This window comes from Bacillus infantis (assembly GCF_008180445.1).
GTDB lineage: Bacteria > Bacillota > Bacilli > Bacillales > Cytobacillaceae > Bacillus_AB > Bacillus_AB infantis_B.
Genome location: NZ_VTER01000001.1, coordinates 171927 through 196432, shown reverse-complemented (window position 1 = coordinate 196432; position 24506 = coordinate 171927). Strand labels below are relative to the sequence as shown.

Annotated in this window: 26 protein-coding genes; 18 read left to right on the top strand and 8 right to left on the bottom strand. The window is 44.1% G+C overall.

Going from position 1 to position 24506, the window contains the following annotated elements:
* Nucleotides 1-586: 586 nt before the first annotated feature.
* Both FZD51_RS01110 and FZD51_RS01105 read right to left on the bottom strand, forming a co-directional pair.
* The gene (locus tag FZD51_RS01110) at nucleotides 587-1099 is read right to left on the bottom strand and encodes a DUF3231 family protein (protein WP_148973291.1); all 513 of its coding nucleotides are present in this window, start codon (nucleotides 1097-1099) and stop codon (nucleotides 587-589) included.
* Nucleotides 1100-1242: 143 nt separating this feature from the next.
* Nucleotides 1243-2493 carry an MFS transporter gene (locus tag FZD51_RS01105; RefSeq protein WP_148973057.1) on the bottom strand — a complete coding sequence of 417 codons (1251 nt, stop codon included), beginning with the start codon at nucleotides 2491-2493 and terminating at the stop codon, nucleotides 1243-1245.
* A gap of 364 nt (nucleotides 2494-2857) precedes the next feature.
* On the opposite strand from FZD51_RS01105, the gene FZD51_RS01100 reads away from it, so the two are divergent.
* The 4 genes from FZD51_RS01100 to FZD51_RS01085 all read left to right on the top strand — a co-directional run bounded on the left by FZD51_RS01100 (nucleotide 2858) and on the right by FZD51_RS01085 (nucleotide 6680).
* Entirely contained in the window at nucleotides 2858-3754 is an 897-nt protein-coding gene (locus tag FZD51_RS01100; RefSeq protein WP_148973056.1) for an alpha/beta hydrolase, read from the top strand.
* Nucleotides 3754-4665: an aminoglycoside phosphotransferase family protein gene (locus tag FZD51_RS01095; protein WP_148973055.1), complete on the top strand. Its 912-nt coding sequence runs from the start codon at nucleotides 3754-3756 to the stop codon at nucleotides 4663-4665. The genes FZD51_RS01100 and FZD51_RS01095 overlap by 1 nt, the downstream gene beginning before the upstream one ends.
* Before the next feature lie 104 nt (nucleotides 4666-4769).
* Nucleotides 4770-5603 (top strand): STAS domain-containing protein, encoded by an 834-nt coding sequence (locus FZD51_RS01090; RefSeq protein WP_148973054.1) that lies wholly within the window; start codon nucleotides 4770-4772, stop codon nucleotides 5601-5603.
* Nucleotides 5604-5831: 228 nt separating this feature from the next.
* Nucleotides 5832-6680: an STAS domain-containing protein gene (locus FZD51_RS01085; protein WP_262380600.1), complete on the top strand. Its 849-nt coding sequence runs from the start codon at nucleotides 5832-5834 to the stop codon at nucleotides 6678-6680.
* A 57-nt stretch (nucleotides 6681-6737) separates the two neighbouring features.
* Here the strand turns inward: FZD51_RS01085 and FZD51_RS01080 are convergent, their stop codons facing one another.
* Complete coding sequence (locus FZD51_RS01080; RefSeq protein WP_262380599.1) at nucleotides 6738-7538, bottom strand: cytochrome c oxidase assembly protein; 801 nt, start codon at nucleotides 7536-7538, stop codon at nucleotides 6738-6740.
* On the bottom strand, nucleotides 7525-8028 hold the full coding sequence (locus tag FZD51_RS01075) for a DUF2243 domain-containing protein (protein ID WP_148973052.1): 504 nt from the start codon (nucleotides 8026-8028) through the stop codon (nucleotides 7525-7527). The genes FZD51_RS01080 and FZD51_RS01075 overlap by 14 nt, the downstream gene beginning before the upstream one ends.
* Before the next feature lie 152 nt (nucleotides 8029-8180).
* Between FZD51_RS01075 and FZD51_RS01070 the strand changes: the two genes are divergently transcribed.
* Nucleotides 8181-8750, top strand: a complete 570-nt coding sequence (locus FZD51_RS01070) for a DUF6434 domain-containing protein (protein ID WP_148973051.1) — start codon at nucleotides 8181-8183, stop codon at nucleotides 8748-8750.
* A 36-nt stretch (nucleotides 8751-8786) separates the two neighbouring features.
* Here FZD51_RS01070 and FZD51_RS01065 read toward each other — a convergent pair whose 3' ends face one another.
* Nucleotides 8787-8960 carry a DUF4083 domain-containing protein gene (locus tag FZD51_RS01065; protein WP_148973050.1) on the bottom strand — a complete coding sequence of 58 codons (174 nt, stop codon included), beginning with the start codon at nucleotides 8958-8960 and terminating at the stop codon, nucleotides 8787-8789.
* A gap of 127 nt (nucleotides 8961-9087) precedes the next feature.
* Between FZD51_RS01065 and FZD51_RS01060 the strand changes: the two genes are divergently transcribed.
* Nucleotides 9088-9666 (top strand): O-methyltransferase, encoded by a 579-nt coding sequence (locus FZD51_RS01060; RefSeq protein ID WP_148973049.1) that lies wholly within the window; start codon nucleotides 9088-9090, stop codon nucleotides 9664-9666.
* Nucleotides 9667-9815: 149 nt separating this feature from the next.
* Nucleotides 9816-10337 carry a DinB family protein gene (locus FZD51_RS01055; protein WP_148973048.1) on the top strand — a complete coding sequence of 174 codons (522 nt, stop codon included), beginning with the start codon at nucleotides 9816-9818 and terminating at the stop codon, nucleotides 10335-10337.
* 30 nt (nucleotides 10338-10367) lie between these two features.
* Here the strand turns inward: FZD51_RS01055 and FZD51_RS01050 are convergent, their stop codons facing one another.
* Together FZD51_RS01050 and FZD51_RS01045 are read right to left on the bottom strand one after the other, a co-directional pair.
* Complete coding sequence (locus FZD51_RS01050; RefSeq protein WP_148973047.1) at nucleotides 10368-11357, bottom strand: TIGR03943 family putative permease subunit; 990 nt, start codon at nucleotides 11355-11357, stop codon at nucleotides 10368-10370.
* A gap of 14 nt (nucleotides 11358-11371) precedes the next feature.
* Complete coding sequence (locus FZD51_RS01045) at nucleotides 11372-12367, bottom strand: permease (protein WP_148973046.1); 996 nt, start codon at nucleotides 12365-12367, stop codon at nucleotides 11372-11374.
* A 429-nt stretch (nucleotides 12368-12796) separates the two neighbouring features.
* Between FZD51_RS01045 and FZD51_RS01040 the strand changes: the two genes are divergently transcribed.
* From FZD51_RS01040 to FZD51_RS00995, 10 genes are all read left to right on the top strand, one after another.
* Nucleotides 12797-13966: an FAD/NAD(P)-binding protein gene (locus FZD51_RS01040; RefSeq protein ID WP_148973045.1), complete on the top strand. Its 1170-nt coding sequence runs from the start codon at nucleotides 12797-12799 to the stop codon at nucleotides 13964-13966.
* Nucleotides 13967-14010: 44 nt separating this feature from the next.
* Nucleotides 14011-15189, top strand: a complete 1179-nt coding sequence (locus tag FZD51_RS01035) for a GTP-binding protein (RefSeq protein ID WP_148973044.1) — start codon at nucleotides 14011-14013, stop codon at nucleotides 15187-15189.
* Between the two features lie 135 nt (nucleotides 15190-15324).
* On the top strand, nucleotides 15325-15624 hold the full coding sequence (locus FZD51_RS01030) for a DUF5316 domain-containing protein (protein ID WP_148973043.1): 300 nt from the start codon (nucleotides 15325-15327) through the stop codon (nucleotides 15622-15624).
* A gap of 4 nt (nucleotides 15625-15628) precedes the next feature.
* Nucleotides 15629-16111, top strand: a complete 483-nt coding sequence (locus tag FZD51_RS01025; protein WP_148973042.1) for a tetratricopeptide repeat protein — start codon at nucleotides 15629-15631, stop codon at nucleotides 16109-16111.
* A 259-nt stretch (nucleotides 16112-16370) separates the two neighbouring features.
* Complete coding sequence (locus tag FZD51_RS01020; RefSeq protein ID WP_148973041.1) at nucleotides 16371-16661, top strand: hypothetical protein; 291 nt, start codon at nucleotides 16371-16373, stop codon at nucleotides 16659-16661.
* 20 nt (nucleotides 16662-16681) lie between these two features.
* Complete coding sequence (locus FZD51_RS01015; RefSeq protein ID WP_187445577.1) at nucleotides 16682-17128, top strand: SRPBCC family protein; 447 nt, start codon at nucleotides 16682-16684, stop codon at nucleotides 17126-17128.
* Between the two features lie 54 nt (nucleotides 17129-17182).
* The gene (locus FZD51_RS01010; protein WP_148973039.1) at nucleotides 17183-18400 is read left to right on the top strand and encodes a TolB family protein; all 1218 of its coding nucleotides are present in this window, start codon (nucleotides 17183-17185) and stop codon (nucleotides 18398-18400) included.
* 564 nt (nucleotides 18401-18964) lie between these two features.
* On the top strand, nucleotides 18965-19168 hold the full coding sequence (locus FZD51_RS01005) for a helix-turn-helix transcriptional regulator (RefSeq protein WP_101548104.1): 204 nt from the start codon (nucleotides 18965-18967) through the stop codon (nucleotides 19166-19168).
* Nucleotides 19165-19596 carry a hypothetical protein gene (locus FZD51_RS01000; RefSeq protein WP_187445576.1) on the top strand — a complete coding sequence of 144 codons (432 nt, stop codon included), beginning with the start codon at nucleotides 19165-19167 and terminating at the stop codon, nucleotides 19594-19596. Before FZD51_RS01005 ends, FZD51_RS01000 begins: the two co-directional genes overlap by 4 nt.
* A gap of 13 nt (nucleotides 19597-19609) precedes the next feature.
* On the top strand, nucleotides 19610-21127 hold the full coding sequence (locus FZD51_RS00995) for a CPBP family intramembrane glutamic endopeptidase (protein ID WP_148973037.1): 1518 nt from the start codon (nucleotides 19610-19612) through the stop codon (nucleotides 21125-21127).
* A 30-nt stretch (nucleotides 21128-21157) separates the two neighbouring features.
* Here the strand turns inward: FZD51_RS00995 and FZD51_RS00990 are convergent, their stop codons facing one another.
* Complete coding sequence (locus FZD51_RS00990) at nucleotides 21158-21754, bottom strand: protein kinase (RefSeq protein WP_148973036.1); 597 nt, start codon at nucleotides 21752-21754, stop codon at nucleotides 21158-21160.
* Between the two features lie 471 nt (nucleotides 21755-22225).
* On the opposite strand from FZD51_RS00990, the gene ltaS reads away from it, so the two are divergent.
* Nucleotides 22226-24244 carry a lipoteichoic acid synthase gene (ltaS, locus tag FZD51_RS00985; RefSeq protein WP_148973289.1) on the top strand — a complete coding sequence of 673 codons (2019 nt, stop codon included), beginning with the start codon at nucleotides 22226-22228 and terminating at the stop codon, nucleotides 24242-24244.
* The last annotated feature ends 262 nt before the right edge of the window (nucleotides 24245-24506 follow it).

Genomic DNA, 24506 nt, shown 5'->3' with positions numbered 1-24506 from the left:
GCCCTCATGCTGAACTGAGGAACCTCTATCAATATTCGATGCACTTCCAATATTCTCCTTTAAATCTAAGGGGAAATTAGTCTATTCGCTTTGTTTAAGCAAGATTTTCAGCAGTGTCATAGAGATGGCGAGTAATGGAAAGCAGCAGATGTAACCAGGAAAACAACCTGGGATGATAACATGTCAAGAAGACTGCCAGCCGGCCTGACTAGTCAGGAGAAAAGGAAGTAATCCCTTTTGTGAAGGCGGCAATAAGGAAGAAACGCCTGAATGACACTCAGCTGATCATGCTAAACAGATGTTTATTAAAGAAGCTCTAAAAACAATATTTCCATATCAGAAACCATGATTAAAACAGCAGCCAGAGCGCGATCAAGCATAACCCCTGGAAATACTATTCAAAGCAAACAAGCGTATTTTAACTATCGGCCATAACAGAGTTCTCCTTATCACTCATTCTCTATTATTAGTGTAAGAAATTCTGCAGAAATCAAAAATCAGCCCCGGCTGTATTTTTATACGGCTCAAGACTGATTTTGCTAGTAAAGTAAAGCTCATAATTTGGACAGCTGAACTGGATTAGCAGTTAGCAGTCCTTCCCTTTAGACAGATGCAGGGGAGGAGGGATCAGCCAGCCTTTTTCTTTATTCAGACGCAGAACCTTGGCGCCAAGCTGTGCTTTTTGAGTGTGGAACTGTCCATACATCATGGCTACATCTTCACGGATCGACATACCTATAACCTGGCTGCAGGCAACAAGCCCTGCTGCAATGTCAGCTGAGAGTGTTCCCGCTATCTCCATGTCAGAAACCCTTGCGCCAACCGGGATATCATCCAGGCACGCATCCGGCCGTTCAGGCAGTGCCGGCGGAAGACCGATACCATTTTCTTTTAGCAGCTCTTCCACCTGCCTGCGATTTTCTATACCGAGTTCAATCGCTTCTGCAAGGAGTTTTTTTAAATCATCGTCACCTGCATGGTTCATCATGGTCTGATAGCCTGCAATCATCGCATTTCCCGCAAGCTGGGAGGACCAGATACTAAATACTTCGCCATAATGCAGCGGTTCTTCCTTCGGGTTGCCGCTTAAAATTCCCATCATAAACCTCCTTAAGTTATCTCTCATCAGAGTGCCGCCTTTCTGTTAAGCACAAGGGTAGTATTGCCAATCTGCCTGGAATCCATTTCATCTTTTTTGAAAAGCACAAAAAAACTTGAGGCTGAATCACCTCAAGCTTGATATTAAATTTCTTCGCTCACTCCGGATTTAACGGAGTTTCTGCCCATGATTGGCAGGAGGATGAGAATGCCGACCGCCAGGAGTACAGCGGAAGCTTCATAAATCAGGACGATGGAAAGCTTGCTGAGCAGCCAGCCGGACAGCGACATGGTTATGACGGTTGCTCCCATAAAGAGGGGATTCAGGATGCCATTGACCCTGCCGATAAAGTTTTCTTCTGTATTTTGAAGAATCATCGTATTAATGCCGATATGGATGCACGGCATAAACAGACCGGAGAAAAATTGTGCAGCAAGTGTGAGCCAGAAAGCAGTGGACAGGCCCATTCCTATAAAGCCGAGTGCACTGGCTGCCATTCCAAGCGCAAGAAGCAGCTGGGGCTGTGCCTTCTTGGAAAGAGCTATGGTAATGCCTCCTCCAAGTATCATGCCGGCCCCAAATGCAGTCATCAGCCATTGCAGCTCCTCTTTTGGCAGGCCAAGCCTGTCAGTTATGAGAAAGACGCCGAGCGGCTGGGTAAGGCCGATAGCAAGGCCGGCAGCCGCAAAGCAGCCTCCGAGCAAGGTGAGCGGCTTGCTGCTCCAGACATAGCGGAAGCCATCCTTCATTTCCTGGAACAGTGATTTTCTTTCAGATGTTTCATCCAATTCCGTGTCAGCTGGCAGCATAAGCAGAATGAGGGCAGAAAGGATAAAAGCTATACCCATAACAGCAATGGCTGTCATGATTCCGAAACGCTGGTAGACAAAGGTTCCGATAATCGGCCCAAGGATCATGAAAAGCGCAAATACAGTCTGGTAAATGGACATCCCCATCTGAACCAGTTCTGCCGGTACATGCAGTTTGAAAAGCTTCATGCCGGCAGGCTGGGAAAACTGGGATAAGATTGAAGAAACAAGCGTCGCGAAGAATATCACTTTCCAGCTGCCGAAGAGCAGGGTCAGCAGCACCGCAAATATGGACAAAGCACTTAATAAGTCGCACCATACCATGGTCCTTTTCGGCCTCCACCTGTCTGCAAATGTCCCTCCGATAAAAGAAAACAGGAAGATCGGCGCAAATTCGGCGACTGATATGAGAGACACGGCTACCGGGTTTTCATTTGTTTTTTCAATTACATAAAGAAGGATCGAGTAATTACGGACCCAGATCCCGATTTGCAGGAAAAAGACGGAAAGCAGGATGGTTCTGATGACGCGATTTTGAAACAGCGCCCCCAATCCCGCTTTTTCTGCAAGCGTAATTTCTGTCATAAAAAAACCTCCTGGATTTTTCTGGGCAGGAGGCTCCTTTGGTGTATAGCAGAGCAGAGGTATTCTGCTTGCTGCAACAAAAGGGATGCACTAATCCTATCCAGAAAAAAATCGTATAAATGAATTACGAACATTTTCCAAAAAGAATTAGTTGTTCATCGCCCTTTTGTCACCCTTCCGGTAAATTAATATACATATATTACCGGAATCCACAGGGGAAGGCAAGGGGAGGAATTGAAGAATAAATCGACATATTCAGCGGATGATATTGATTTGAATTTGATTACAGAAAGTTTAAAATAATCATGAAGGTTTGAAAAGAGATTTAACCCAACTCTAGTATTGAACGGGAAAGGGGACTGTCATGAAGGAAGAAAAACTTCAATTGGCAAATGGTATAAGTTTGAATGTGGCTTATAGGCTTTCTGAAAAACCAGTCATTCTGTTCCTGCATTTCAGCGGAGGAACATGGCAGGCATGGCATGGAATCTTACCGCATTTTTCTGCAGAATATAGTGTGATTGCACCGGATATCAGGGGACATGGTAAATCGGAAAAACCTGAAAACGGCTATCATATTGATGAGATGGCAGAAGATATCATCCTGCTCTTAAATGAATGGGGCATTGATTGCTGCCATATCATTGGAAGCTCTATGGGGGCTGAAGTGGGGCTCAGCATCGCAGCCTCCCATCCAGAAATGGTCCAGTCGCTTGTTTGTGAAGGCGGTTTATATGATCGCTGGGGTGAATACAGCTTGCTGGAAGGAACAAAAGAAGAGGCAGACATAGAAAGAACAGAGCTCCTGGCAAGCATTCTTAATGAAGAAGAACGTGTTTACTCTTCAGCCGAAGAGTATCTTACCTCAATGGAAAAAGAATTCAAGGAAGCTGAAATCTGGAGCAGACATGCAGAAGCATTCATAAGAAGCACGATGGAACAAAAAGTAAACGGACACTTCGCGAATCGCTTTAAAAAGAATGTCCTTGCCGGCTTTATCTCGTCATGCTGGGATATCAGGCTGGAAGACTATTATAGTAAAATCAGCTGTCCTGTTCTTTTGCTGCCAAGCCAGGAGGAGTCTGAAAACAGACTGGCGGAAAAAAGCATCCAGCATTTTTCTTCCCTTATCCAGGAACATTACATGACCTATATCCCCAACTCACTGCATGCGTATGTTTGGCTGCAGTTTCCCTGCCAGGCTGCTGACGCCGTCAAAACTTTTTATAAAAGCAAAAAATCAGGGAGGCTATCTGTTTAATGGAATTGCCTCAAGCGTTTAAAAGAACCATCATAAATGTACATAAAGAGAATGGCATACAATGGCTTTCTTCCTTTGATGATTTAATAGAAGAATGCGAGCGGCGGTGGAAGCTTAGAATAGGGGAGCACTATAAGCTTTCTTATAATTTTGCTGCGCCCGTTTTTATGGCAGATGGAACAGAGGCTGTTCTTAAACTGTCTGTACCAGGAGGGGAATCAAAAGGAGAGGCCTATGCACTGGAGCAGCTTAAAGGTCCGGGTGTCGTGGAAGTATATGAAGCTGATGTGGAAAAAGGCATTCTCCTCCTTGAAAAGGTGTCCCCAGGTTCAACACTTGCTGGAGTGGAAGATGATGAAGAAGCTGCAGGGATTGCCGCAAATCTGATGAAAAACCTTTGGGTTCCTGCAAAGGATTCATCAGATTTGCCTGGGATGGAGGAGCGGCATCAAAGTCTTCAGCGGATTCTCCGTGAAAAACCGGAAGGGCTGGGACCAATAACAGCTTCAATGCTGAATGAAGCAAACAGCATATTTGCTGAGAACATAAGGAATACAGCAGACAATTTCCTTCTCCATGGAGATTTGCATCACTATAATATCCTGGATGGCGGGAAAAATGGCTGGATCATCATCGATCCAAAAGGGCTGATCGGGGAAAAGGAATATGATGTTATACAGTACCTTCTCAACCGGCTGCCTGAAACAGATGCTGAATCTATCATCTCAAAAAGGATTAACCTATTCGCTGAGAAAGCCGGCCTGGAAAGGGATAAGCTGATCAGCTGGGGATATGCCCATTCGATCCTCTCTGCTTCATGGAGCTGGGAAGAAAGTGGCCGATGCGAACCTTCCTTTTTTAACAGTATTTGGGCATTTAAAGAGATGCTCAGCAAAAGCAGGAATGCCTGAAAGGAATTAACTTTCCAATGCAGTTTAAAAGATGACCCTTGTAAGCAGAAATGCTACAATAGTAAAGGAAAAATATCTTAAATAGAGAGGTCTCAGGGGAAGCTATGCATAGAAATGAAGATTTACATGAATACTTAGTAGATAAAACATGGCAGCTAACAGAAGACTGGTATGCTTCTTTGGACAAAAGTGATCCAAAAGGGGTATACAGCTCGACCAATCCAAATGTTATTCGTACGATCAAGCAGCAAAATCATGATTTCCACGAGCATTTTTGCAAAATTTTTATCATGGATGAAAATCGGTTTTTCAGTGAATTTGAGCAGTGGATCCTTACTATAGCCCAGGATGAAGAGCACTTGAGAACTCCAGTCCACTTCATTTTAAGAGAGTTTTTTAATACGCAGGAACAGTATCTTGACCTGGTTGGAAAATTCACCAGGGAAAATGAAGGCAAGTATGCTCAGGAGCAGATCAACACCTGGAACAGATTGATCATCAAGGCATTCAGCAAGGTGATGACCTGGTTCACGCAGGAAAACCATAAATTCTCTGAAGCCAGACTGAAGGCCAGCCAGGAAATGATCAATGAACTCAGCTCGCCGGTCATTGCCCTTAATAACAATGCAGCATTGCTGCCGCTTGTGGGAGACATCGATACGGCAAGGGCCAAGTTCATCCTGGAGCACACGCTGCTCGAATGCAACGAGAAAAAGGTTAACCATCTGTTCATTGACTTGTCGGGAGTGGTCATGATTGACACTATGGTTGCCCACCAGATTTTTCAGCTGATAGAGACGCTTACACTGATTGGTGTGAAGAGCACTTTATCTGGCATCCGGCCAGAAATTGCCCAAACCGCGGTGCAGCTGGGAATCTCATTTGATAGGATCAGTGTTACTTCCACCTTGGAGAGAGCCATCAATTCACTTAAATAAATTCACCATCTGGAAGCTGTCAGTATGCAGCTTCCTTTTCTGTAAATTCAAAGGAATCCGCAGGATATATATTTTTCAAAAGGCGTTTAATCAGCCGGAAAAACGGTTAAATGTATATTGGAAAAAAGCATAATTAGTTATCGAAAAGCTAGGAAATTTGGAATGGTGCCGGTATAATAATATAAAAAAATAAAAAAGATTCTTTGTATATTCATGTTGGGGGAGCTTATGACAAGAGAACTTGCACATATAGGGGAAAGAATTAACCAGGAAAAAATGCAGATTGCCAAACAGGTCCAAACAGAGCGATTTGCTGATCTGACTGATATAGAAAGAGAAGAAATCAGCAAATATGAAACAGAGATTTTGAATTTAAGAGCTGCTTTTATCAGCATGTTTGGGGACAGTCTTATCAAATCTTCCAAAGGGGAAGAATTATCGGGAGTTTTTGAAAACTGGGGAGCCGAAACAGGAAAGAACCTGTGTGTTCAAGGCGTGTCGCTGGATGAGGCCCTCATGGATACGGCCTTATACAGGAAATACATATGGAAAGTAATCAAAAAGGAAGTTCTCAAAAATGAACTGGCAGCAGACACCGTTTTTGAAATAATAGAAACAATTGATCCATTGCTGGATACGGCGGTCCATGCCTTCAGCCTGGCCTATGTGAAATCATATACAGAAACATTGAATAATTCTAAAAAGGCATTCCTTGAGCTTTCTGTACCGGTTGTGCCAATTACAGACTCTGTGGCGATCCTGCCGCTGATTGGGGATATTGATACTGACAGGGCGCAGCTTTTAATGGAAGAAACACTTGAAAAATCAAGGGAATTGGGCATTACGCATTTGATTCTGGATGTATCAGGTGTGATGATCGTAGATACGATGGTCGCTAATGAGCTGTTTAAAGTCACTGATGCGCTAAAGCTTCTTGGCATTAAGGTGATATTTACCGGTATACGTCCTGAGATAGCTCAGACCATGGTTAATCTGGGTCTTGAGGTTGACGGGCTTGTCTTCCTTGGCAGCCTGAAAAAGGCACTGACGCGTCTGAATAAACAAAATGTTCTATAAAACGTGAAAAGCACTGCCCAGCTGGCAGTGCTTTTCTTATTTTGCGCGCCTCCGATGCTAAGATGATGCGGTGCCGATTCCTGCTTCCCTCGGGCGGCTCGCTTTATACCATTCAAGGCAGAAAAAAATAATGATGAACAGGTCTATCAAATCTCCGCCATAATACATGAGGACTGCGCCGCTCTGAGCCTGATCAATTGATACACCTGCCGGCGGATGGGCGTATAAATATTTTGATAATATGCCATGGCCGGCCAGGGCTGTAATCAGGATGGCTGCCCTCGGCATAAAACTCCTTCTATGAGGAGAAGACTCAATTGAGATAAACGAAGCCGTAAACAGATATCCTGCCAGAAAAACATGCAAATGGACCAGCAGGTAAAGCAGAGGCTGTTCATGCATCCTTGTAAACAAATCGGTTGTATATAGAAGCCAAAGGCCTCCAATATTTAAGATTGCTGTTGTTGCCGGATGGGAGACGAACCCAAAAAAGCGCGATCTTAATATTCTGGCACCCTTTCTAGCATATCCGGCAGGCAGCATCCTCAAAAATAAAGTGACAGGTGCGGAAAACACCATCAAAAGGGGGCCGAGCATCCCGAGGAGCAGGTGGCCCATCATATGCATTGGAAAATGATTCTGGGACCAGTAAGCTATTGGACCTGCCGCCGCTATACAGCAAAGGATTCCGGCAGCCCAGAGAGCTGTCCTGTATAAAGGCCAATCACGTTTCCTAAAAAATTGGACTGCAAGGTACATGAGAAGCAGACATACAAAAAACACAATAAGGGCACCTTGGGAAGCGATTAACTCAGCACCAACCACTGCTTCGTGGTGCTGATGGCTATTGCCGTGCATCTGGAGCAGCACCTGCCTTTCGCAGCTGTTTGTTCGTCTTCAGGAAAAGCATAGTTCCCAAAAGAATGAAAAAGAGCGCTATTGCATTCCAAACCAGGTCATAAGGCAATATTTCAACCTCATAGCGGATTTGGTGGATCCTCATCACCTTATGCTGGATAGTCCCGTCATAAAAATTAAAGCCGCCTGAACCCAGCATGACGCCGCTCATCCATCTCTTCCGCCACCAGGCCGCCCTCCGGCGAAGGTCTGCAAGCATAAATAAAGCTGCAACCGTAGCAAACCAGCTGAAAGCATGAAAAAATCCGTCAGAAACCAGTCCTGCGGCTGTGGTGGAAAGGTCATAAAAATGGTGCCAGTGCAAAAGCTGGTGAAAAACAGCTTCATCCAAAAAAGCTGCCAGACCAACGCCAAACAAAGCACCGGAACCCAAGTTCCTTCCGGAAAACTTGGCCTGATTTTTGGAAAGGGTTTTGTCCATTCTTGCCATCAGCCAACCTCCTATCCTTTAAAAAGTCCTTTTCTCACCAATCTACCCATAATAAAGAATATTTAAGCAGTGGAATAATTTACCTTTAATCTTGTATTGAAAGAACATTCGTTCTATAATGGTGTTGTAATTAAAAATAGCGGAGGGTATATATGAGGCCGGAACTTTCCAGTAAAATAAGCTATAAAGAATTCAGTGAATATTATTGGCTGAAAACAGAGCTTCAGGCTTTCTGCAGGGAAGAAGGGATGAGTACGTCAGGCGGAAAAGCGGAGCTGTCGAAAAGGATTGAGATCTATCTGACTACAGGGGAGAAGAAAGGCCCAATGATAAAAAGAAGGCCAAAGCCCCGTGCAGCCAAAGCCCCATTAAGCCTTGATACTGTCATTTCTGAAAATCATACTTGCTCACAGGAAGTCCGTGCTTTTTTCAAGAGTGCCATAGGTTCACAATTTCATTTTTCTACTTACATACAAGATTATTTTAAGCATAATTCCGGAAAGACCTATAGGGATGCTGTATCAGCGTGGCGCGAGGAAGAAAGCCGGAAAAAGGATCCTTCCTATCAGCGCGAGATTGGCCGGCAATTCGAATATAACCGGTTTATCCGTGATTATTATGCAGATCCAAAAAACCAGGGGAAAAGCAGAGCTGAGGCTATTGCAGCGTGGATGCATATTAAAAGCATGCCAGGAAGCAATGAATATAAGTCCCCGAAATAGATTCCTCCATATTTCCGGGCCTGCCGGCAGGGGAGGCTAGCTTTTTTTGTCCTCTTCAAGCAGCTCGATGATTCTGTCCAGTTTCTGCTCCATTTTGGATTCAGGTTTTCCTATAACCATCCAGCGGACCAGGAAATAGACAGCAAAAACCATTCCAGCCATTATCGCAAACATAAGAATCTGGAATATAAGATCTCCACTGTTAAACATTCTTTCCACAACCTTTCTTTTTTCCAGTATAACATTTAATTTGTATTTATATGGGAAAAATTCACTTTTTTGATGCTAACAGTGATATTGGTTGGAGTAGGTAATTTGAAAAGGGGGGATTTTATCCATGATAAATGTATATACAGTTCCTGGGATACGTGATTTGGTGCTGCAAAGAAAAGAGGCTGCGATCAATGAAGAGTTTGAACATTTCTGCACAGATGAAGCTGGCAGGCTGCTGTCTGTCCTGGCTGCCCAGGTGGGCCAAGGAAGAATTCTGGAAATCGGGACAGGGCTAGGTGTGGGGAGTGCCTGGATCCTTTCGGACATATCACCTGGAGCTGAATTGGTATCGATAGATAGCTCGTTTGAGAGGATAGAAAAGGTGAGAGGCGGCATTCAACACAAACAGGCAACTTTTCTTCATGGCGACTGGAAGGAGGCAGCGGGGCATGGACCCTTCCAATTGATTTTCGCAGATGCTGCTGCAGCTAAACAAAAAGAAGGGGAAGATCTGATAAAAATGCTGGATCAAAATGGGGTGCTGTTCATGGATGATTTCACGCCTGAAGAGCATTTTCCTGAGGAATGGAAAGGTAAACCTGATACAGTGAGGGAATTCTGGTTTCATCATCCTTTAATGGCTTGTGCTGAAATTTTACTAACACCTAGATCAGCGGCGATTATTGCGGTGAAAAAAAGATAGATTCACTAGAGGTATACGATCTTGCCGTGTTGTTCTAGTGGAGCATATGGTCAATTTAAGTATACCATGTAAATTCTTCAATAATCAGTCTATAATTTTTCTGCTTGACTGATAGGATGATAATAGCCGCTGCTGAAGGGGGAGTTTTTTTGATTGATTACCGGATAATGCCTGCCGCGGAATACGGCAAAAGAGTTGCTGATGTGGTTAGTATGCTTGAACATTCAAGGTCTGTAACACTTACTGAAATTCGGGGGCTGGATCAATCCCGGCTCGATTTTTTGATTGACGAGGCCTCTAATTCAATTGGTGCCCTGCTGATGCATATGGCTGCAATCGAATTTGTACACACCATTATAACATTTGAGCAAAGAGACTTAAATGAGGATGAAAGAGCAAAATGGGGAACTGCGCTGGAACTGGGGAACCTGGCCAGAGAAAAGTACAGAGGCAAGGATCTGGCATTTTATATGGCTGAACTCGCTGCAGTCCGGAGAAACACATTGGAAAAACTGAAGAACGCGGATGAAGACTGGCTCCTTAAGGATCATCACTGGGAAAATGGGCTGGCATACAATCATTATTGGATGTGGTTTCACGTGATAGAGGATGAAATCAGCCATAGAGGACAGATTAAGCTGTTAAAAAGACTCTTGGACAGACAAATATGAAAAAGGGCGGATCTAAGTGTCCGCCCCTCTTTATAAGACCTTGATTGTTATCGGATAAATATATGGCTGATCAGGCTCACTGATCAATTCCCATTCTGTCACCTTAAGGAGCGGCAGCATTGTTCCATTATATTCAGCCATCTCTATTGTACCTTTTGCTTTCACCCAGCTGTCAGCTTCCAGCCCTGAAGCTTCTTGAAATTGTGATAAAAAGCCGACGATGCTTGCATCTGCCACACAATGGGAAACAAGGAAACGGGAGATGACAAGCTGGTCCTCGTTAAAGCCTTCTTCCTTATAGACAAATCCCTTCAGCTCTATTTCCTTCCCCTGATAGCTGTCCAGATCTTCATGCATGCTTTCATAATAGGCGGCATATACATCGTCGTTCAAAAGAATGCTATTGCTTTTTGCCAGTCTTTTTTTGTATGCGGTGTATTCGTCATTTGTCATAACAGGCTGATTTTCCAGATTTGGATCAGGTTCATTTTCGTCTATAGTGTCACCCTGTTTAGCCTCAGTCAGGTCCTCTGCTGCTGCTTCACTCTGGTCAGTCTGATTCTCCTCTGTTGCCGCTTTATTCTGGTCAGCCTTCTGCTTTCCATGCGACAAAATGGCCATTCCCCCTTTTTTATCCGCGATCGACGCGTCGAGCACCTTGGGCGGGAGGAGGAAGCCCGTAATCAAGGGGAAGATGATGATCGTATAGGATAGCAGCTTTTTTACTGTAAAAGGAGAGGTGCCATGATCATGATGATGGCCGCAATCATGGTCTCCGCCATCATGATGGCAGCATCCCATTTCGTCATGGTGATGATGCATTTTTTCCTTTTGTCCCCATATTCTTGTAATTTGAATAAAAAACAGGACCAGAAAAATAACAGATGCAATTTGGCTGAGGCTCTCATATTTGGGATTGATATATTTGCTGATTTCTCCTGTATAATGCAGCTTGAAAATCAAAGCTGAAAAGATAAGCAGTATCAATGCCCTCAAGCCCTGCTGATAGTGTATGACCATTTATTCTCCCTCCCTTACCATAAGCCCTGTACAACGAGCAAAATGATGAAAACTGCTGCTGCGACAATCAGCAGGACGGATAAGACGAATCTTTTCCGGAAGACGCTCAGCATCATCAGCGTATTTTTCAAATCAATCATAGGACCGAAAATCAGGAAGCCCAAAACAGAGGCAGAAGGGAAGATGCTGCCGAATGACGCCCCGATGAATGCATCGGCCTCCGAGCATAATGATAGAATATAAGCAAGGCCCATCATCACCAGCAGTGATGTGACAGGGCCGCTCCCTGCCTCGAGCAGTGTCCTTGCAGGCAAGTATACCTGTACGAATGAAGCCAGGAAAGCCCCCAGTATTAAATATTTTGCCATATCAAAAAACTCATCAATAGAATGTGTCAGCATCGACCAAAGCCTGTCCATGAAGGGGGCTTTGCTCATTGATTGAGCGGACACTGTATGAAGGCCTTTTTTAAATTGATTGCCTTTGAAGAAGAGGCTGACAGCAAAAGCGGATGCCAGTGCAATGACAAAACCCAGCCCCATCCTAAGACCGGCCATCGTCGCATCATTGCCAAATGCCATATATGTAGAAGCAATAACGATCGGGTTAATAAGCGGTCCAGTAAGCATAAAGCCGATTCCCGCATAAATCGGCACCCCTTTGCCTACGAACCTTCGAATAATCGGGACTATACCGCATTCACATGCTGGAAAAAGGGCTCCCGCCGTACAGCTCATCAATATCGCCATATATTTGTTCTTAGGTATCCATTTTTTAATATGGTCCTCAGTCACAAAAATCTGTATAAACCCGGCTATAAGAACGCCGATCAATACAAATGGAAGCGCCTCTATCAAAATACTGATAAAAATCGTATTCAAATTGAGCAATGATGAGGGAAGCTCCACTGCTTCTTGAAAACTGACAATCAAAAAGATAAACAGGCCTGCTGTAACAGCGATAATCAGACCTGTCAGATCGCCCATATTGCTTTTCATTATTCGATTCATATAAACCTCCTAAATAACAGCACCCGCGGGTATCGGAATTTGAAGTAAACGTAATTATTACGCTTTACATTCTAAGCTAACTATATGTGTTTGTCCATGGGAATATACCTGTCCAATTTATAGCAGTTAAGGAGGCGGGAATACCTGTTTATACAGGAGAAGAAATGCGCCGATCGTCCCGGAATGATCCTGATTAGTGAATAGAACCAGAGCAGATGCAGGCACAAAGAATTTTGGTGAACCTTATCAGGAGTGGGGATTGCATAGGTTTATAAGTTGTGGTTTAATTAATAAATCGTAACTGTTACGTTTTATTTGGCGCTGAAGCTGCCAATAAAACTGAAAAGTTGCTTATAAACACAAAAAGCTGAGAAAGAATTTTACATAAATCACATCAGCCAAGCGCTTTTTTCAAGGAGGATTCAAAAAATGAAAGAATGGGTCATTGTCGGCGGGGGGATTCAGGGTGTTACTCTTGCTGCTTTCTTGCTGAGAAAGAAAGAAGTATCGTTAGAAGGGCTGTCAATTATTGATCCGCATCATGAACCGCTATTCAATTGGAACCACTGCACCTCTGCCATTTCAATGCCTTACCTGAGATCGCCTTCAGTGCATCATATTGATGATGGGCCTTTCAGCCTGCAGAAATTTGCCGGTGATACAAAACAAAAGGGAGCATATTACGGCAGGTATAAGAGGCCTTCATTGAAATTATTCAATGAGCATTGCCAGCATGTTATCCAGGATACAGATATGAAGGATTCTTGGGTGCAGGGCAGGGTGAAAGAAGCAATGGGGACAGAGGGAGGCTGGCGTGTTGCCCTTCAGGATGGACGAACATTAGAGACGAAAAATCTAGCCATTGCAATCGGGATTGGAGAACAGCCCTTACTTCCTGAATGGGCCATCAGTCTAAGAGAAGAGGGCTGTCCTTCCATTTATCATATTTTCGAAAAAGGCATGCCGGCCCTTGAACATCTCCAGGTTCCTATAACGGTCCTTGGCGGGGGGATATCAGCGGTACATTTGGCCATAAGCTTAAGCACACAATATCCCGGCCAGGCAGCATTGCTTAAGCGTCACCCTTTCCGGGTGCATGATTTTGACAGTGATCCAGGGTGGCTCGGACCCAAAAAACAATATGGCTTCCGCAAGCTTGAATCCTGGAAGGAAAAGCGCCGGCAGATTATAAAAGCAAGGAATAAGGGATCCCTTCCATTTGATCTTCTGGCAAAAATCAAGCAGCTGGCTAGAGAGGATAAGCTTCACCTTATTGATGGCCATGTTGAGCGGGCAGGGTGGAGCGGAGAGGGCATTTCTATGTTCAATGAAGAAGGGGAGCTCATCCATCAGACTGGGACTGTTGTTTTGGCTACAGGCTTTCAGCCCGGCCTTCCGGGAAGAGAATGGCTTGCCCCTTTTATTGAAAATCATAGCCTGCCTTGTGCAAAGTGCGGTTATCCGATCGTTGGCCATTCGCTCCAATGGTCTCGTGGACTTTATGTTACAGGAGCACTGGCCGAGCTGGAGATAGGGCCGATTGCCCGAAATATCTCAGGGGCACGCCAGGCAGCAGAAAGAATTACAAGCAGCTTATGATCATGTTTAAATCGTAATAAATACGTTTAAGGAGAGAAATTTTTATGACTACAAAGAAAATACCTGTTACTGTTTTGAGCGGCTATCTTGGCTCAGGAAAAACAACTTTGCTCAATCACATTCTGGCAAATCGCAAGGGCTTGAAGGTGGCTGTAATTGTCAATGATATGAGCGAGGTCAATATTGATGCAGCAATGGTGAAGCAGGGCGGCTTCTCAAGGACAGATGAAAAGCTGGTTGAAATGCAGAATGGCTGTATATGCTGCACGCTGCGCGAGGATTTAATGATAGAGGTTGAGAAGCTTGCGGCCCAAGGCGGTATTGATTATATCGTGATTGAATCAACAGGGATCAGCGAACCGGTTCCTGTTGCTCAGACCTTTTCATATGCTGACGAAGATTTAGGAATTAATCTGTCCTCCATCTGCAGGCTGGATACTATGGTGACAGTTGTGGATGCTTACCGTTTTTGGCAGGACTTTTCTTCAGGAGAAAGCCTTCTGGACAGGCAGGAGGCGGCAGGGGATTCAGATGAGCGCGAAGTGGCGGACCTGCTGATCGATCAGATTGAATTTGCCAATGTGATATTACTGAACAAAATTGACTTAACAGAAAGGAAGGCTGCTGAAGAGCTTACAGCCGTCCTCCGCAAGCTCAACCCGGGAGCAGATATTATTGAAACAATACAGGGGGCAGTGCCGCTGGACCGAGTGCTGAATACAAAGCTTTTTGACTTGGAACAAGCTGGACAAAATGCAGGATGGATAAAAGAGCTTAATCAAGAGCATATACCGGAAAGCGAGGAATACGGAATTTCTTCTTTTGTCTATAGAAGAAGAAGGCCGTTTCATCCTGACCGGTTTATGCAATGGCTTGAACAATGGCCTGTCGAGGTGGTCAGATCAAAAGGCTTCATTTGGGTTGCAGGCAGGGAAGATACTGCCGGCCTTCTTTCTCAGGCTGGACCTTCGCTTATCCTGCAAGGGGCGGGTGCATGGATCGCATCGCTTCCCGAGGCCGAACGGGAACAAATTCTGTCAGAAGATCCCGGACTTAAGGAAAGCTGGGATGAAATAACAGGGGACCGGCAGACAGAGCTGGTCATGATCGGCATAAAAATGGATCGCCGTGCCATTGAGGATTCGCTTGATGTTTGTCTGATTAGTGAAGAGGAAGCTGAGGCGGACTGGAAGACTTTTGATGACCCTTTGCCTGTTTTCTAAAATCGTAAGATGCCGCACTAAAATGTCGCGGCCCTTTTTTTTCAAAAGAGGAAGGATAAAGTTCATTTAAAAAAGAAGAATACAAGATTAACGGCTCTTTCCCTTCATAAATAATGAAGAAAAGGGGATGTTTTGATGAGAAAAGCATTATTGTCAGGAATAGTACTGGCAGGTCTTGCGGCGGCTGGTTCTTATGCGGCGGAAAACTGGAATCTTTCATGGATGCTGAGCGGGACTGTATCTATAGCTTCCATTTTAATTAGCGAGTTATTGTTTGGTGTTTTCATCAGCGGGGAACAAAACAGGGCAAATTTACACACAGAAAGCAAGAATGATAGAAAGAAGCGGCAAAAAATAGGGGGCGGTGTCCTGCTGTTCGGCCTCCCGAATATGATAGCAGTATTGGTATATTATCTTGTGTCAGGCGGAGGATAAATCTATGGAAGAACTTGAATTTGCAATGTACCTTAGGGGATCGGGAGAGCTCAAGAAGTCAAATCTTATCCTCAAGAAGCTTGCTGACAGAAATCCCGGTGATGCGCTGATCAGCTATCAAACTGCCTGGAGCTTTGATTTGCTGGGGGAGGAAGCGGAGGCTGCTCCCTATTATGAAAGAGCCATCAGCCTTGGGCTTCCAGATAAAGAGCTGGAGGGGGCACTGCTCGGATTGGGGAGCACTTACCGCACATTAGGAGAATATCAGAAGGCAAGATGTACGCTGGAGAAGGGGATGGAAAGATTCCCTGATAACCGTGCAATGATCGTTTTTTATTCTATGGTGTTATACAATTTAGGAAACCATGGAGAAGCAATGGGCATCCTGCTGGAAAGCCTGGCGGAAACATCTTCAGACGAAGGCATTCAGCAGTATAGGAAGGCGATTTTCTTTTATGCAGATAAGTTGGATACAGTCTGGAAATAAGGGCCTATAACAGGTCCTTTTTTCTTTGATGAAAATTGAAACTTACTGTTCTTTTTTTCGTCAAATCTATTATAAAAGCAAGAAGGCAATGAAAAAGCAGCAGAAGTGTTTGTAATCGAGCTGTCTGAAACAGAACAAGGAATACATAAGATCATCTTTTAAAAAGAAGCGAAGGGGACATCAAGCATAGGGAAAGTATTGTGCCATATCCCTTTTCAGCGCAGCATGAACAGTCAGATTTGAGAGGAAAGGTTTTATTATGAGAAGAAAACTAGGAGCGAGCGCAGGTTTATTTATCCTGGGATCACAGCTTTATATACTATTTTTATGGATGGCAGACTGGGAAAGGCTGACGACTGTGTCCGGTTTAATGCTATGGGGGGCAGCTATCGTTCTGGGCCTCCTGGTATCACTCATTTACCACCAGCTCAGGGAGCCTGAAAAATATATAATGATAAGCAAAAACATATTATTCAGCAGTACGATTATGACCATTCTGCTGGCTGTTATGGCATTGGTCATTGAGCTCATTTCAAGCTCTATGCCTTAATGGATTGGGGGAATAGTAAAATGCCGGAGATCAATCATAGAATATTGATCAGAAAAGACAGACATGATATTTATCGGGTTTTGACGACTGCTGAAGGCTGGAACAGCTGGTTTACCGATGGGACTGAACTTAATCTGAACTCGGATGGCACAGGTGATATCCGCCTGAAATGGAATAATTATGGTCCAGAAAAACTGGTGCTTGAGGATGGGGGGAGGATTCTTCATGCAGAGCCGGACAGCCGATTCATCTTTCAATGGGCCCCCGGTGAGAGTCCGACCACGGTGTCGTTTACACTGGAGCCTGCTGAGGAAGGAACGATTGTCAGTGTGCACGAGACGGGATATTCCTCCTCCCGCAAAGACCTTCAGGCATGCGTAAATTGTGCAGCCGGCTGGGGAGAGGCACTCGTCCTCCTCAAGTTTTATGCAGAGCATGCTCTTGTCTGCAAGCAGGATTTGTGTTGAATATTGGAATCATCATCCTTGATCGGGACATCCTAACGGCAGGAGGGATTTTCCATGAGATTAAGGATTTTTTTATGCTTTCTGACTATATTTGCAAGCATGCCCCTTTCCAGCCAGGCTGAAGGAAATATAAAGGCAGTTTTTATTCGGGACGGTAATTTGTGGCTTGCTGAGGGAAAAAAAGAAACACGTTTGACTGAAGGGGGACAGGCTTCAGATCCGAAATGGTCTTATGATGGAAGGTTCATTGCTTATCTGTCTGCAGAGGGTGAACAGCGTTATCTGTATATATATGATTTACAGAAGAACCGCAGCTATCAGCCCTATAAAACAATCGAAACCTATCACTTCGAATGGTCTCCGGATGCCAATACGATTGCTTACACTTCCAGGGGAGTTCTTAATACCACGAAAACAAATAACGGGATACCAAAGGGCTTTGAAAATGTCTCTTTGGGTGTAAGTGATTTTACATGGACGCCGGACGGCAAGGGATTCATTGCCTCATCACAAGCGGAACTGCTGCCTACAGGATGGGGGCCGGTAAGGCTGTTCAAGATAAAGAAGGATGCCGCACTGAACCCTGAAAAAATCAAGCCGTTTTATACGATTAAAACAGACCCTGACAAATTGTTTGCGATTGATGCAAATCATTTCAAATGGAGCACAGATCACAAGTGGATCAGCTTTCTGGGAGTCCCGACCGCATCATGGTCGGCCGACAGCAACACACTCCTGGTATTGTCTGCAGGAGGTACCCGGTTTCAGACTATCGGCAAGATGCTGAACCAGCCTGATTGGTTCAAATGGTCCCCGGAAGAAAACAAAATCGCATATATCTCAGGGGAAGGAAGGTTTTTTGTACAAGATAAAAGGACGTCGGTAGCAGATATTCCAATTTCAGCCGGCCAAAAGGATTATACCCCAGAAGGCTATGTAGATATTGACCTCGCCTGGCTGACAGCAGACGAGGTGATCTCGGCCCGGGCAAAGGAAAATAAAGACTGGAAGGAAGGGCCGGTACCGGAGCTGTATTCAAAGCTATACAACATCAATATCAAATCAGGCATCCAAAAGCAAATCACATTTCCTAAACCTGACCGCATGGATATCAAGCCTCAAGTAACAGGGAGCTATTTAACATGGGTGCGAAAAGAAAGCGGGAGACTGCAGGGAGATGTCTGGATCAAAAAGGGAGCAGCCGGCAAAGCAAAGGTATGGCTTGAAAGAGTGGACGGTGCACCGGCTTTTTACAACAGCAAGCAGAGGTAAGCCCATTCGCTGAGGATGGGCTTATTTGATATGTTCTTTCAGCTAACGAATGAGTGTAAACAAAGCTAGAGTTGAGAAGAACCGATGATATGTACGAATAGCGGCTAAACAGTACTTGAGGTGAGAAAAAAGAAGACSCTYATGCATCGAATAGAGGCYAATCATGCATGAGTTGGAAAAAAAGAAGATCCTCATGCATCGAATAGAGGCCAATCAATGCATGAGTTGGAAAAAAAGAAGACCCTYATGCATCGAATAGAGGCCAATCATGCATGAGTTGGAAAAAAAGAAGAYSCTCATGCATCGAATAGAGGCCAATCAATGCATGCGTCGTAATGTAAGCAGCGGTGACGCCCAGACTGAATTCCCCACTTTGTTTATGAAAAGCCCGCCCAATAACCTTCTAGGTACTCGATTGTTATTGCTATCCTCCCTATCTCTTTCCTTCCAAAAACCAAATTTATTATTCTAATTGTTACAAAATTATGGATAAATGACAACTATCGTTTACATTATGACAATAATCCTTTACTCTTAAATTGACATAGGGAGGGGAAAATTACCATGTTAAAAAATTCCGTTCGGGAAATGAGGGCGAGATTCCGTTTCACACAGCAGGATCTTGCAGATAAGATCGGTGTTTCTCGGCAGACGATCGGGCTGATTGAAAAGGGCGATTATGCCCCGTCCATCACACTCGCCTTAAAGATATCTTCTGTATTTGGAGTCCCGGTCGAACAGATATTTCATTTAGAAGGGGAAGAATGACCATGCTAAAAGCTATTTTTCAATCTCCACTCTTTAATTGCCTGCTGATCCTGGGCCTTGGGATCATAATGATCGGCAATTATTATACTGAAAGTGTTCCTGGATGGATGAATATTGATCCGCTGTACCTCGGCATTCCAATACTCATCCTTGTTGCTTCCATACCTGTCTACAATAAGCTGAACCCTGGCAGCAAGGTGAAACCGCAGATCATCCCGATGGAGCTGAGGGAAGAGGACGAAGGGCAGCAGTGGATCACCTATAAGGCGACCAGGAAGGTGTATATCTTTTTTGCCTCATTCATCCCAGTTGCCATTGCACTGACAGCTTTCTTGAATCATATTCCTTACTTCCCGGTCATGCTTATTGCCGGGATGGGCATTGTGCAATACTTGATTTTTTGGCTGGAGCTGAGAAGACACCGATAAAGGGGGAGCTTACATGGATAAACAGATGCTGATTTCACTTTCCATACTGGCTGTACTGCTCGAGGCTTTTCTGATATTTGTTTTTATCAAATATAAACAGGGAAGAATCGATCATAACCCATTTGGAGCGATGGTGTTAAAAGAAGGGAAGATTCTGTATTACAGCATTTTCCAATGGGGAAAGAGGAGGCCTGCAAATCAGGCAGCTGTTTTTCCATTATTGAAAGGCTCCAATTATTTTTGGCTCTTCCTCGCTCTTTTACATGAACAGATTCTTGAGATGATTGTTTTTCATATCTATCTGAGAAATGAGGAGCCAGCCCTTGCTTACACTATTTCAGCGGTCCATATTTACAGCATCATTTATATGATCGGCGATTATAACTGGCTCCGCAATACACCAATCACCGTCAGCAATAACAGGGTTGAAATGAAAATCGGGGCGAGAAGGGAATTATCCTTCCATATCAGCGAGATTGACAGCATACAGAAAGCAACCCTTCAGTATAACAAAAGCGGGGGGATCATTTACGAAAAGGGTGTCTTTCATGCAACCGCTTTTCCGAGAGTGCTGACCAGGATATTCGGAATGGGTGACGAGCTGAGGCATGAAATAATCTTTAAGCATCCTGTTACGGCAAGAGGTTATTTTGGATTAAAGAAAGAAGTGAAGAAAGCCTTCATATATATCGAGCAATCAGACGAACTTGCTGAACTGCTGAAGATGAAAATGGAGGAGTGTTCAGAAGAGGAGAGGGAGATTCAGGTCCTATCAATAAAAGAGCCGCTTGTTAACTGGAGGATGTATTTCCTGCTTCTAGCCATCAACCTGGCAGGGGCACTGGCATTAGCTCCTTATGCAATGGCCAGAGAAGGATTCCATAAGGAAATGGGGGTGTCTGAAGCAGCTTTTACACTTATTTTTGCAGGCCAGATCGTAATCGAAGCTGGCATTCTAATCCTGCTCGCTCTGCTCATGGCGAGAACGGCAGCTGTTAAACTTCCCATTTTGGAATCTTTCATTATGCGTACAGGAAATTGGAGGAAGCATGGAAAAGATGCAGGAAAGGCTGTCTTTTATGGAGTTCTGACAGGGATTGTGATTTGTATCACAAGCTACTTTATTTCGAAGCCGCTCGGTATAGATAATTCCAGCATAAATGAGCCTGATTGGAAACTGGGTCTTTTAGGCTCTTTCGGAGCGGGTATAACAGAAGAAACCATGTTCCGATTGTTCTTTGTCACTCTGCTTCTCTGGTTAACAGTGAAAATCAAGAAAAAGAAGCCTGGGAAAACTGCCATCTGGATCAGCATATTTAGTGCAGCTCTCTTATTTGGCGCCCTGCATTACGGTGTTGCAGCTTCGGCTTTCGACATGACTCTTGGTCTTGTTCTTGGAATGCTCCTTATAAATGGAATAGGCGGTATCGTGTTCGGAGCGATATTCGTTTATGCGGGGCTGGAATATGCAATGATCGCCCATATCTTTGCTGATATCGTCATACATGTCGTTGCCCCGCGATTTATTTGAGAGGTTAATAGTCTCTGGTGCCTCATTGCTTCATTCTTTGCCGCATTGCAGGCACCTTTTGTCTTCATCATCTTCTCCGTACATGCGGAGCTCTTTTTCTATCCCGCATGAGATGCACCGTTCAAAATATATTTGCGGCAGGACACCGCATTCAGCCAAAGGGACCCACTCATCTTCATACAGGGTCCTTGTCATGCCGTAATCAATGAAAACGAGCTGCTTCTCTTCATTAAAACCATAATTGCTGCTGTCTTTAAGATCAAAAGAGTCGAATTCAGCATCAAGAATCCGCAAAGCTTTTTCATAGCCGGCTTGAATGGATGCCTTGTATCTATCTCTATCAATCTCAAAAGATTGAAGATTGATGAACGGCAGGGGCTCATAGTATTTTTGCACGGCAACAGAAGGATCAGCATAAAAGGTTTCAGCAAACAGGCTGGCCAATCCTTGTGTTTTCATAAATTGAAAAATTTCATTCTCCATTAAAGATTGCTTGTATCCTATTGGATGAAGATGCACTTTGATGGCATAGTCCTTATGCCTGTAAACCTTTCTTGTAGATCCGATTCCGATAAAATTTTCCTCTATGCAATATTTCTGCCAAAGTTCCCCTATATGCCCAGTCATAAAGTTACCTCCATTTGTGACCTCCTGATCTCGACAAAGGAAAACAAGATTTGTCGCAGCCAGGAGAAAATGCATAATTTCCGCGTTACGCCCTGGCAACGCTAATACCATATAATGGATAACAAATTTTTCTCCTAAATTATAGCAGACTATTTCTTTTTAATCAAAAAAACCAGGAATATCTTTCTAATCCTGGGTATATATATTTGAGTCTGTGATATTTTCTGTCCATAGCACGCTGAAACTTTTTGGTCTGTTTATACGTATAATATATGTGAGCTTTTTGTGAACAAGCTGGTTTGAATCGGTTTCCAGTTCATTTTTGCACAGAAACATGATACACTTACACATTATGTTGTGCTTCATTTGCAATGTAAGGGCCAAAGATGTGAAACGGGAAATGGCTTCCCCTGTGCAAGATTTCGATTTTGCAATAGAAAGAGGGTTTTATACTTGAAGAAAACAAACTATATGAATGCGAATATACTAACTAAATTTGCAGGCTTTTATGCATTGGCCGTCCTGATGCTGTGGATTAAGACTTACACAGTGCAGGCCCATGAGTTCAGCCTTGGAATTGACAGCGTCCTGCAGCAGTTCCTGCTTGTGCTGAATCCGCTTGGATCAGCGATGCTGTTCCTCGGAATCGCCTTTTTCTTTAAAGGACGGAAGAAATACTTTGCTTTGATTGGGATCGACTTGCTCATGTCATTCCTCCTGTATGCCAATGTGCTGTTTTACAGGTTTTTCAATGACTTCCTGACACTGCCGACATTGACTCAGACGCAAAACTTCGGCGATGTGAGCGGAAGTGTGACATCCCTGCTGAAGCCGCATGATATCCTATATTTTGCTGATCTGCTGCTCCTGGCTGTATTGCTGGCAAGCCGTTTTGTGAAAATGGATATGGCTGCTGTGCCGCGCAGGAAAGCAGCGGCATTAATGTTCCTGTCATTGGCTATTTCCAGCTTCAATCTTGGACTGGCTGAGTCAGATCGCCCGCAGCTGCTGACGCGCGGATTTGACCGCAACTATATTGTCAAATATCTTGGAATGTACAATTATACAATCTATGATGCTGTTCAAAGTACCAAATCAACTGCACAGAGGGCTTTTGCGGACAGCAATGATGTGACAGAAGTCATCAACTTCACAAAATCAAATCATGCCAAACCCAATGAAAAATATTTCGGGGCCGGTGAAGGAATGAATGTCATTTACCTTCACCTTGAGTCTATCCAGAATTTCCTGATTGATTATAAGCTGCATGGCGAAGAAGTAACGCCATTCCTGAATTCACTCACAAGTGATCAAAATACGATGTACTTCGATAATTTTTACCATCAGACAGCACAGGGGAAGACTGCTGATGCTGAGTTCATGCTTGAAAATTCCCTTTACGGACTGCCTCAGGGCTCCGCTTTTACAACAAAGGGAACGAACACGTATCAGGCTGCACCTGCCATTCTTGGCCAGCATGGCTATACATCCGCTGTTTTCCACGGGAACTCCGGAAGCTTCTGGAACAGGGATGAAATATACAAATCCTTTGGCTTCGATCAATTCTTTGATTCAAGCTATTATGATATGACTGCCCCTCAGGCAGAATACGGCCTGATGGATAAACCGTTCTTTGAGCAGTCGATGGACCACTTACAATCATTGAAGCAGCCTTTCTATACAAAGTTCATTACAGTAACACATCATTATCCTTATAAAATGGATCAGGCTGAAGCTACGATTGCCCCTCATACAACCGGGGATAAATCAGTCGACAATTATTTCCAGACCGCCCGATACGCAGATGAGGCGCTGAAGCAGTTTTTCGAGGATCTGAAGGAAGCAGGCCTATATGATAATTCCATTATTATTATGTACGGAGACCACTATGGAATTTCCGAAAACCATAATAAGGCAATGGAAGAGGTGCTTGGACAGGAAGTCGATGACTTTGTCAGCCAAGGATTGCAGCGTGTGCCACTGTTCATCCGTGTGCCTGGCATGGAAGGCGGAGTCAATCATGAATATGGCGGCCAGATCGACCTGCTGCCGACCGTTCTGCACTTGCTTGGAATAGAAAATAAAGACAATATCCAGTTTGGAACAGACCTTCTGTCAGAGGAACATGATGAAATCGTTCCTTTCCGTAATGGAGATTTTGCAAGCCCTGAGATCACTTCGACAGGCGGTAAGTTCTACGATTCCAAGACAGGTGAACTGCTGGATGAAAACAGGCTTGAAGAAGCGGAAAAATACAAGCTGAATGTAGAGCAGAAGCTTAAACTGTCAGATAAAGTTGTTAACGGTGACCTGCTCCGATTCTATACACCGGAAGGCTTTGAACCGGTGGACCGCTCGAAATATCAATACAAGAATGAAGATACTGTAATTAAAAAAGCAGATGAAGAAAAGTTAGAGGAAGAAGAAACAGACACAGAAAAAATAGTTGAAGATCAAATAGATGATGAAAATTCAAGCAAGGCTGAGTAGCAGGAAAGGCTGTCCTTTAAAAGGGCAGCCTTTTTCATTTTTCCGTCATAGCTGACAGAATAGGGAAACTTTTGTCCGTGATAGACCGTATATAAGAAATGAACCCATTTTGGAGGTGCACTATTTGAACTCATTATTTTTCATTATAGGGCCTATGATGGTTTTCCTGGCAGTTAGCAGCGGGCTCTTTTTAATTCAATTTACATTATTCAGCTGGCTGCCGAAAAAAGGGTTTAAGCTTCTGCTCATATTTACTGCCGGA

What these genes read in the sequence shown, in the direction of transcription:
- FZD51_RS01110 (WP_148973291.1), bottom strand. Translation starts at nt 1,099, where the DNA reads ATGGGAATTTTAAGCGGCAACCCGAAGGAAGAACCGCTGCATTATGGC.
- FZD51_RS01105 (WP_148973057.1), bottom strand. Translation starts at nt 2,493, where the DNA reads ATGACAGAAATTACGCTTGCAGAAAAAGCGGGATTGGGGGCGCTGTTT.
- FZD51_RS01100 (WP_148973056.1), top strand. Translation starts at nt 2,858, where the DNA reads ATGAAGGAAGAAAAACTTCAATTGGCAAATGGTATAAGTTTGAATGTG.
- FZD51_RS01095 (WP_148973055.1), top strand. Translation starts at nt 3,754, where the DNA reads ATGGAATTGCCTCAAGCGTTTAAAAGAACCATCATAAATGTACATAAA.
- FZD51_RS01090 (WP_148973054.1), top strand. Translation starts at nt 4,770, where the DNA reads ATGCATAGAAATGAAGATTTACATGAATACTTAGTAGATAAAACATGG.
- FZD51_RS01085 (WP_262380600.1), top strand. Translation starts at nt 5,832, where the DNA reads ATGACAAGAGAACTTGCACATATAGGGGAAAGAATTAACCAGGAAAAA.
- FZD51_RS01080 (WP_262380599.1), bottom strand. Translation starts at nt 7,538, where the DNA reads ATGCACGGCAATAGCCATCAGCACCACGAAGCAGTGGTTGGTGCTGAG.
- FZD51_RS01075 (WP_148973052.1), bottom strand. Translation starts at nt 8,028, where the DNA reads ATGGCAAGAATGGACAAAACCCTTTCCAAAAATCAGGCCAAGTTTTCC.
- FZD51_RS01070 (WP_148973051.1), top strand. Translation starts at nt 8,181, where the DNA reads ATGAGGCCGGAACTTTCCAGTAAAATAAGCTATAAAGAATTCAGTGAA.
- FZD51_RS01065 (WP_148973050.1), bottom strand. Translation starts at nt 8,960, where the DNA reads ATGTTTAACAGTGGAGATCTTATATTCCAGATTCTTATGTTTGCGATA.
- FZD51_RS01060 (WP_148973049.1), top strand. Translation starts at nt 9,088, where the DNA reads ATGATAAATGTATATACAGTTCCTGGGATACGTGATTTGGTGCTGCAA.
- FZD51_RS01050 (WP_148973047.1), bottom strand. Translation starts at nt 11,357, where the DNA reads ATGGTCATACACTATCAGCAGGGCTTGAGGGCATTGATACTGCTTATC.
- FZD51_RS01045 (WP_148973046.1), bottom strand. Translation starts at nt 12,367, where the DNA reads ATGAATCGAATAATGAAAAGCAATATGGGCGATCTGACAGGTCTGATT.
- FZD51_RS01040 (WP_148973045.1), top strand. Translation starts at nt 12,797, where the DNA reads ATGAAAGAATGGGTCATTGTCGGCGGGGGGATTCAGGGTGTTACTCTT.
- FZD51_RS01035 (WP_148973044.1), top strand. Translation starts at nt 14,011, where the DNA reads ATGACTACAAAGAAAATACCTGTTACTGTTTTGAGCGGCTATCTTGGC.
- FZD51_RS01030 (WP_148973043.1), top strand. Translation starts at nt 15,325, where the DNA reads ATGAGAAAAGCATTATTGTCAGGAATAGTACTGGCAGGTCTTGCGGCG.
- FZD51_RS01025 (WP_148973042.1), top strand. Translation starts at nt 15,629, where the DNA reads ATGGAAGAACTTGAATTTGCAATGTACCTTAGGGGATCGGGAGAGCTC.
- FZD51_RS01020 (WP_148973041.1), top strand. Translation starts at nt 16,371, where the DNA reads ATGAGAAGAAAACTAGGAGCGAGCGCAGGTTTATTTATCCTGGGATCA.
- FZD51_RS01015 (WP_187445577.1), top strand. Translation starts at nt 16,682, where the DNA reads ATGCCGGAGATCAATCATAGAATATTGATCAGAAAAGACAGACATGAT.
- FZD51_RS01010 (WP_148973039.1), top strand. Translation starts at nt 17,183, where the DNA reads ATGAGATTAAGGATTTTTTTATGCTTTCTGACTATATTTGCAAGCATG.
- FZD51_RS01005 (WP_101548104.1), top strand. Translation starts at nt 18,965, where the DNA reads ATGTTAAAAAATTCCGTTCGGGAAATGAGGGCGAGATTCCGTTTCACA.
- FZD51_RS01000 (WP_187445576.1), top strand. Translation starts at nt 19,165, where the DNA reads ATGACCATGCTAAAAGCTATTTTTCAATCTCCACTCTTTAATTGCCTG.
- FZD51_RS00995 (WP_148973037.1), top strand. Translation starts at nt 19,610, where the DNA reads ATGGATAAACAGATGCTGATTTCACTTTCCATACTGGCTGTACTGCTC.
- FZD51_RS00990 (WP_148973036.1), bottom strand. Translation starts at nt 21,754, where the DNA reads ATGACTGGGCATATAGGGGAACTTTGGCAGAAATATTGCATAGAGGAA.
- ltaS (WP_148973289.1), top strand. Translation starts at nt 22,226, where the DNA reads ATGAATGCGAATATACTAACTAAATTTGCAGGCTTTTATGCATTGGCC.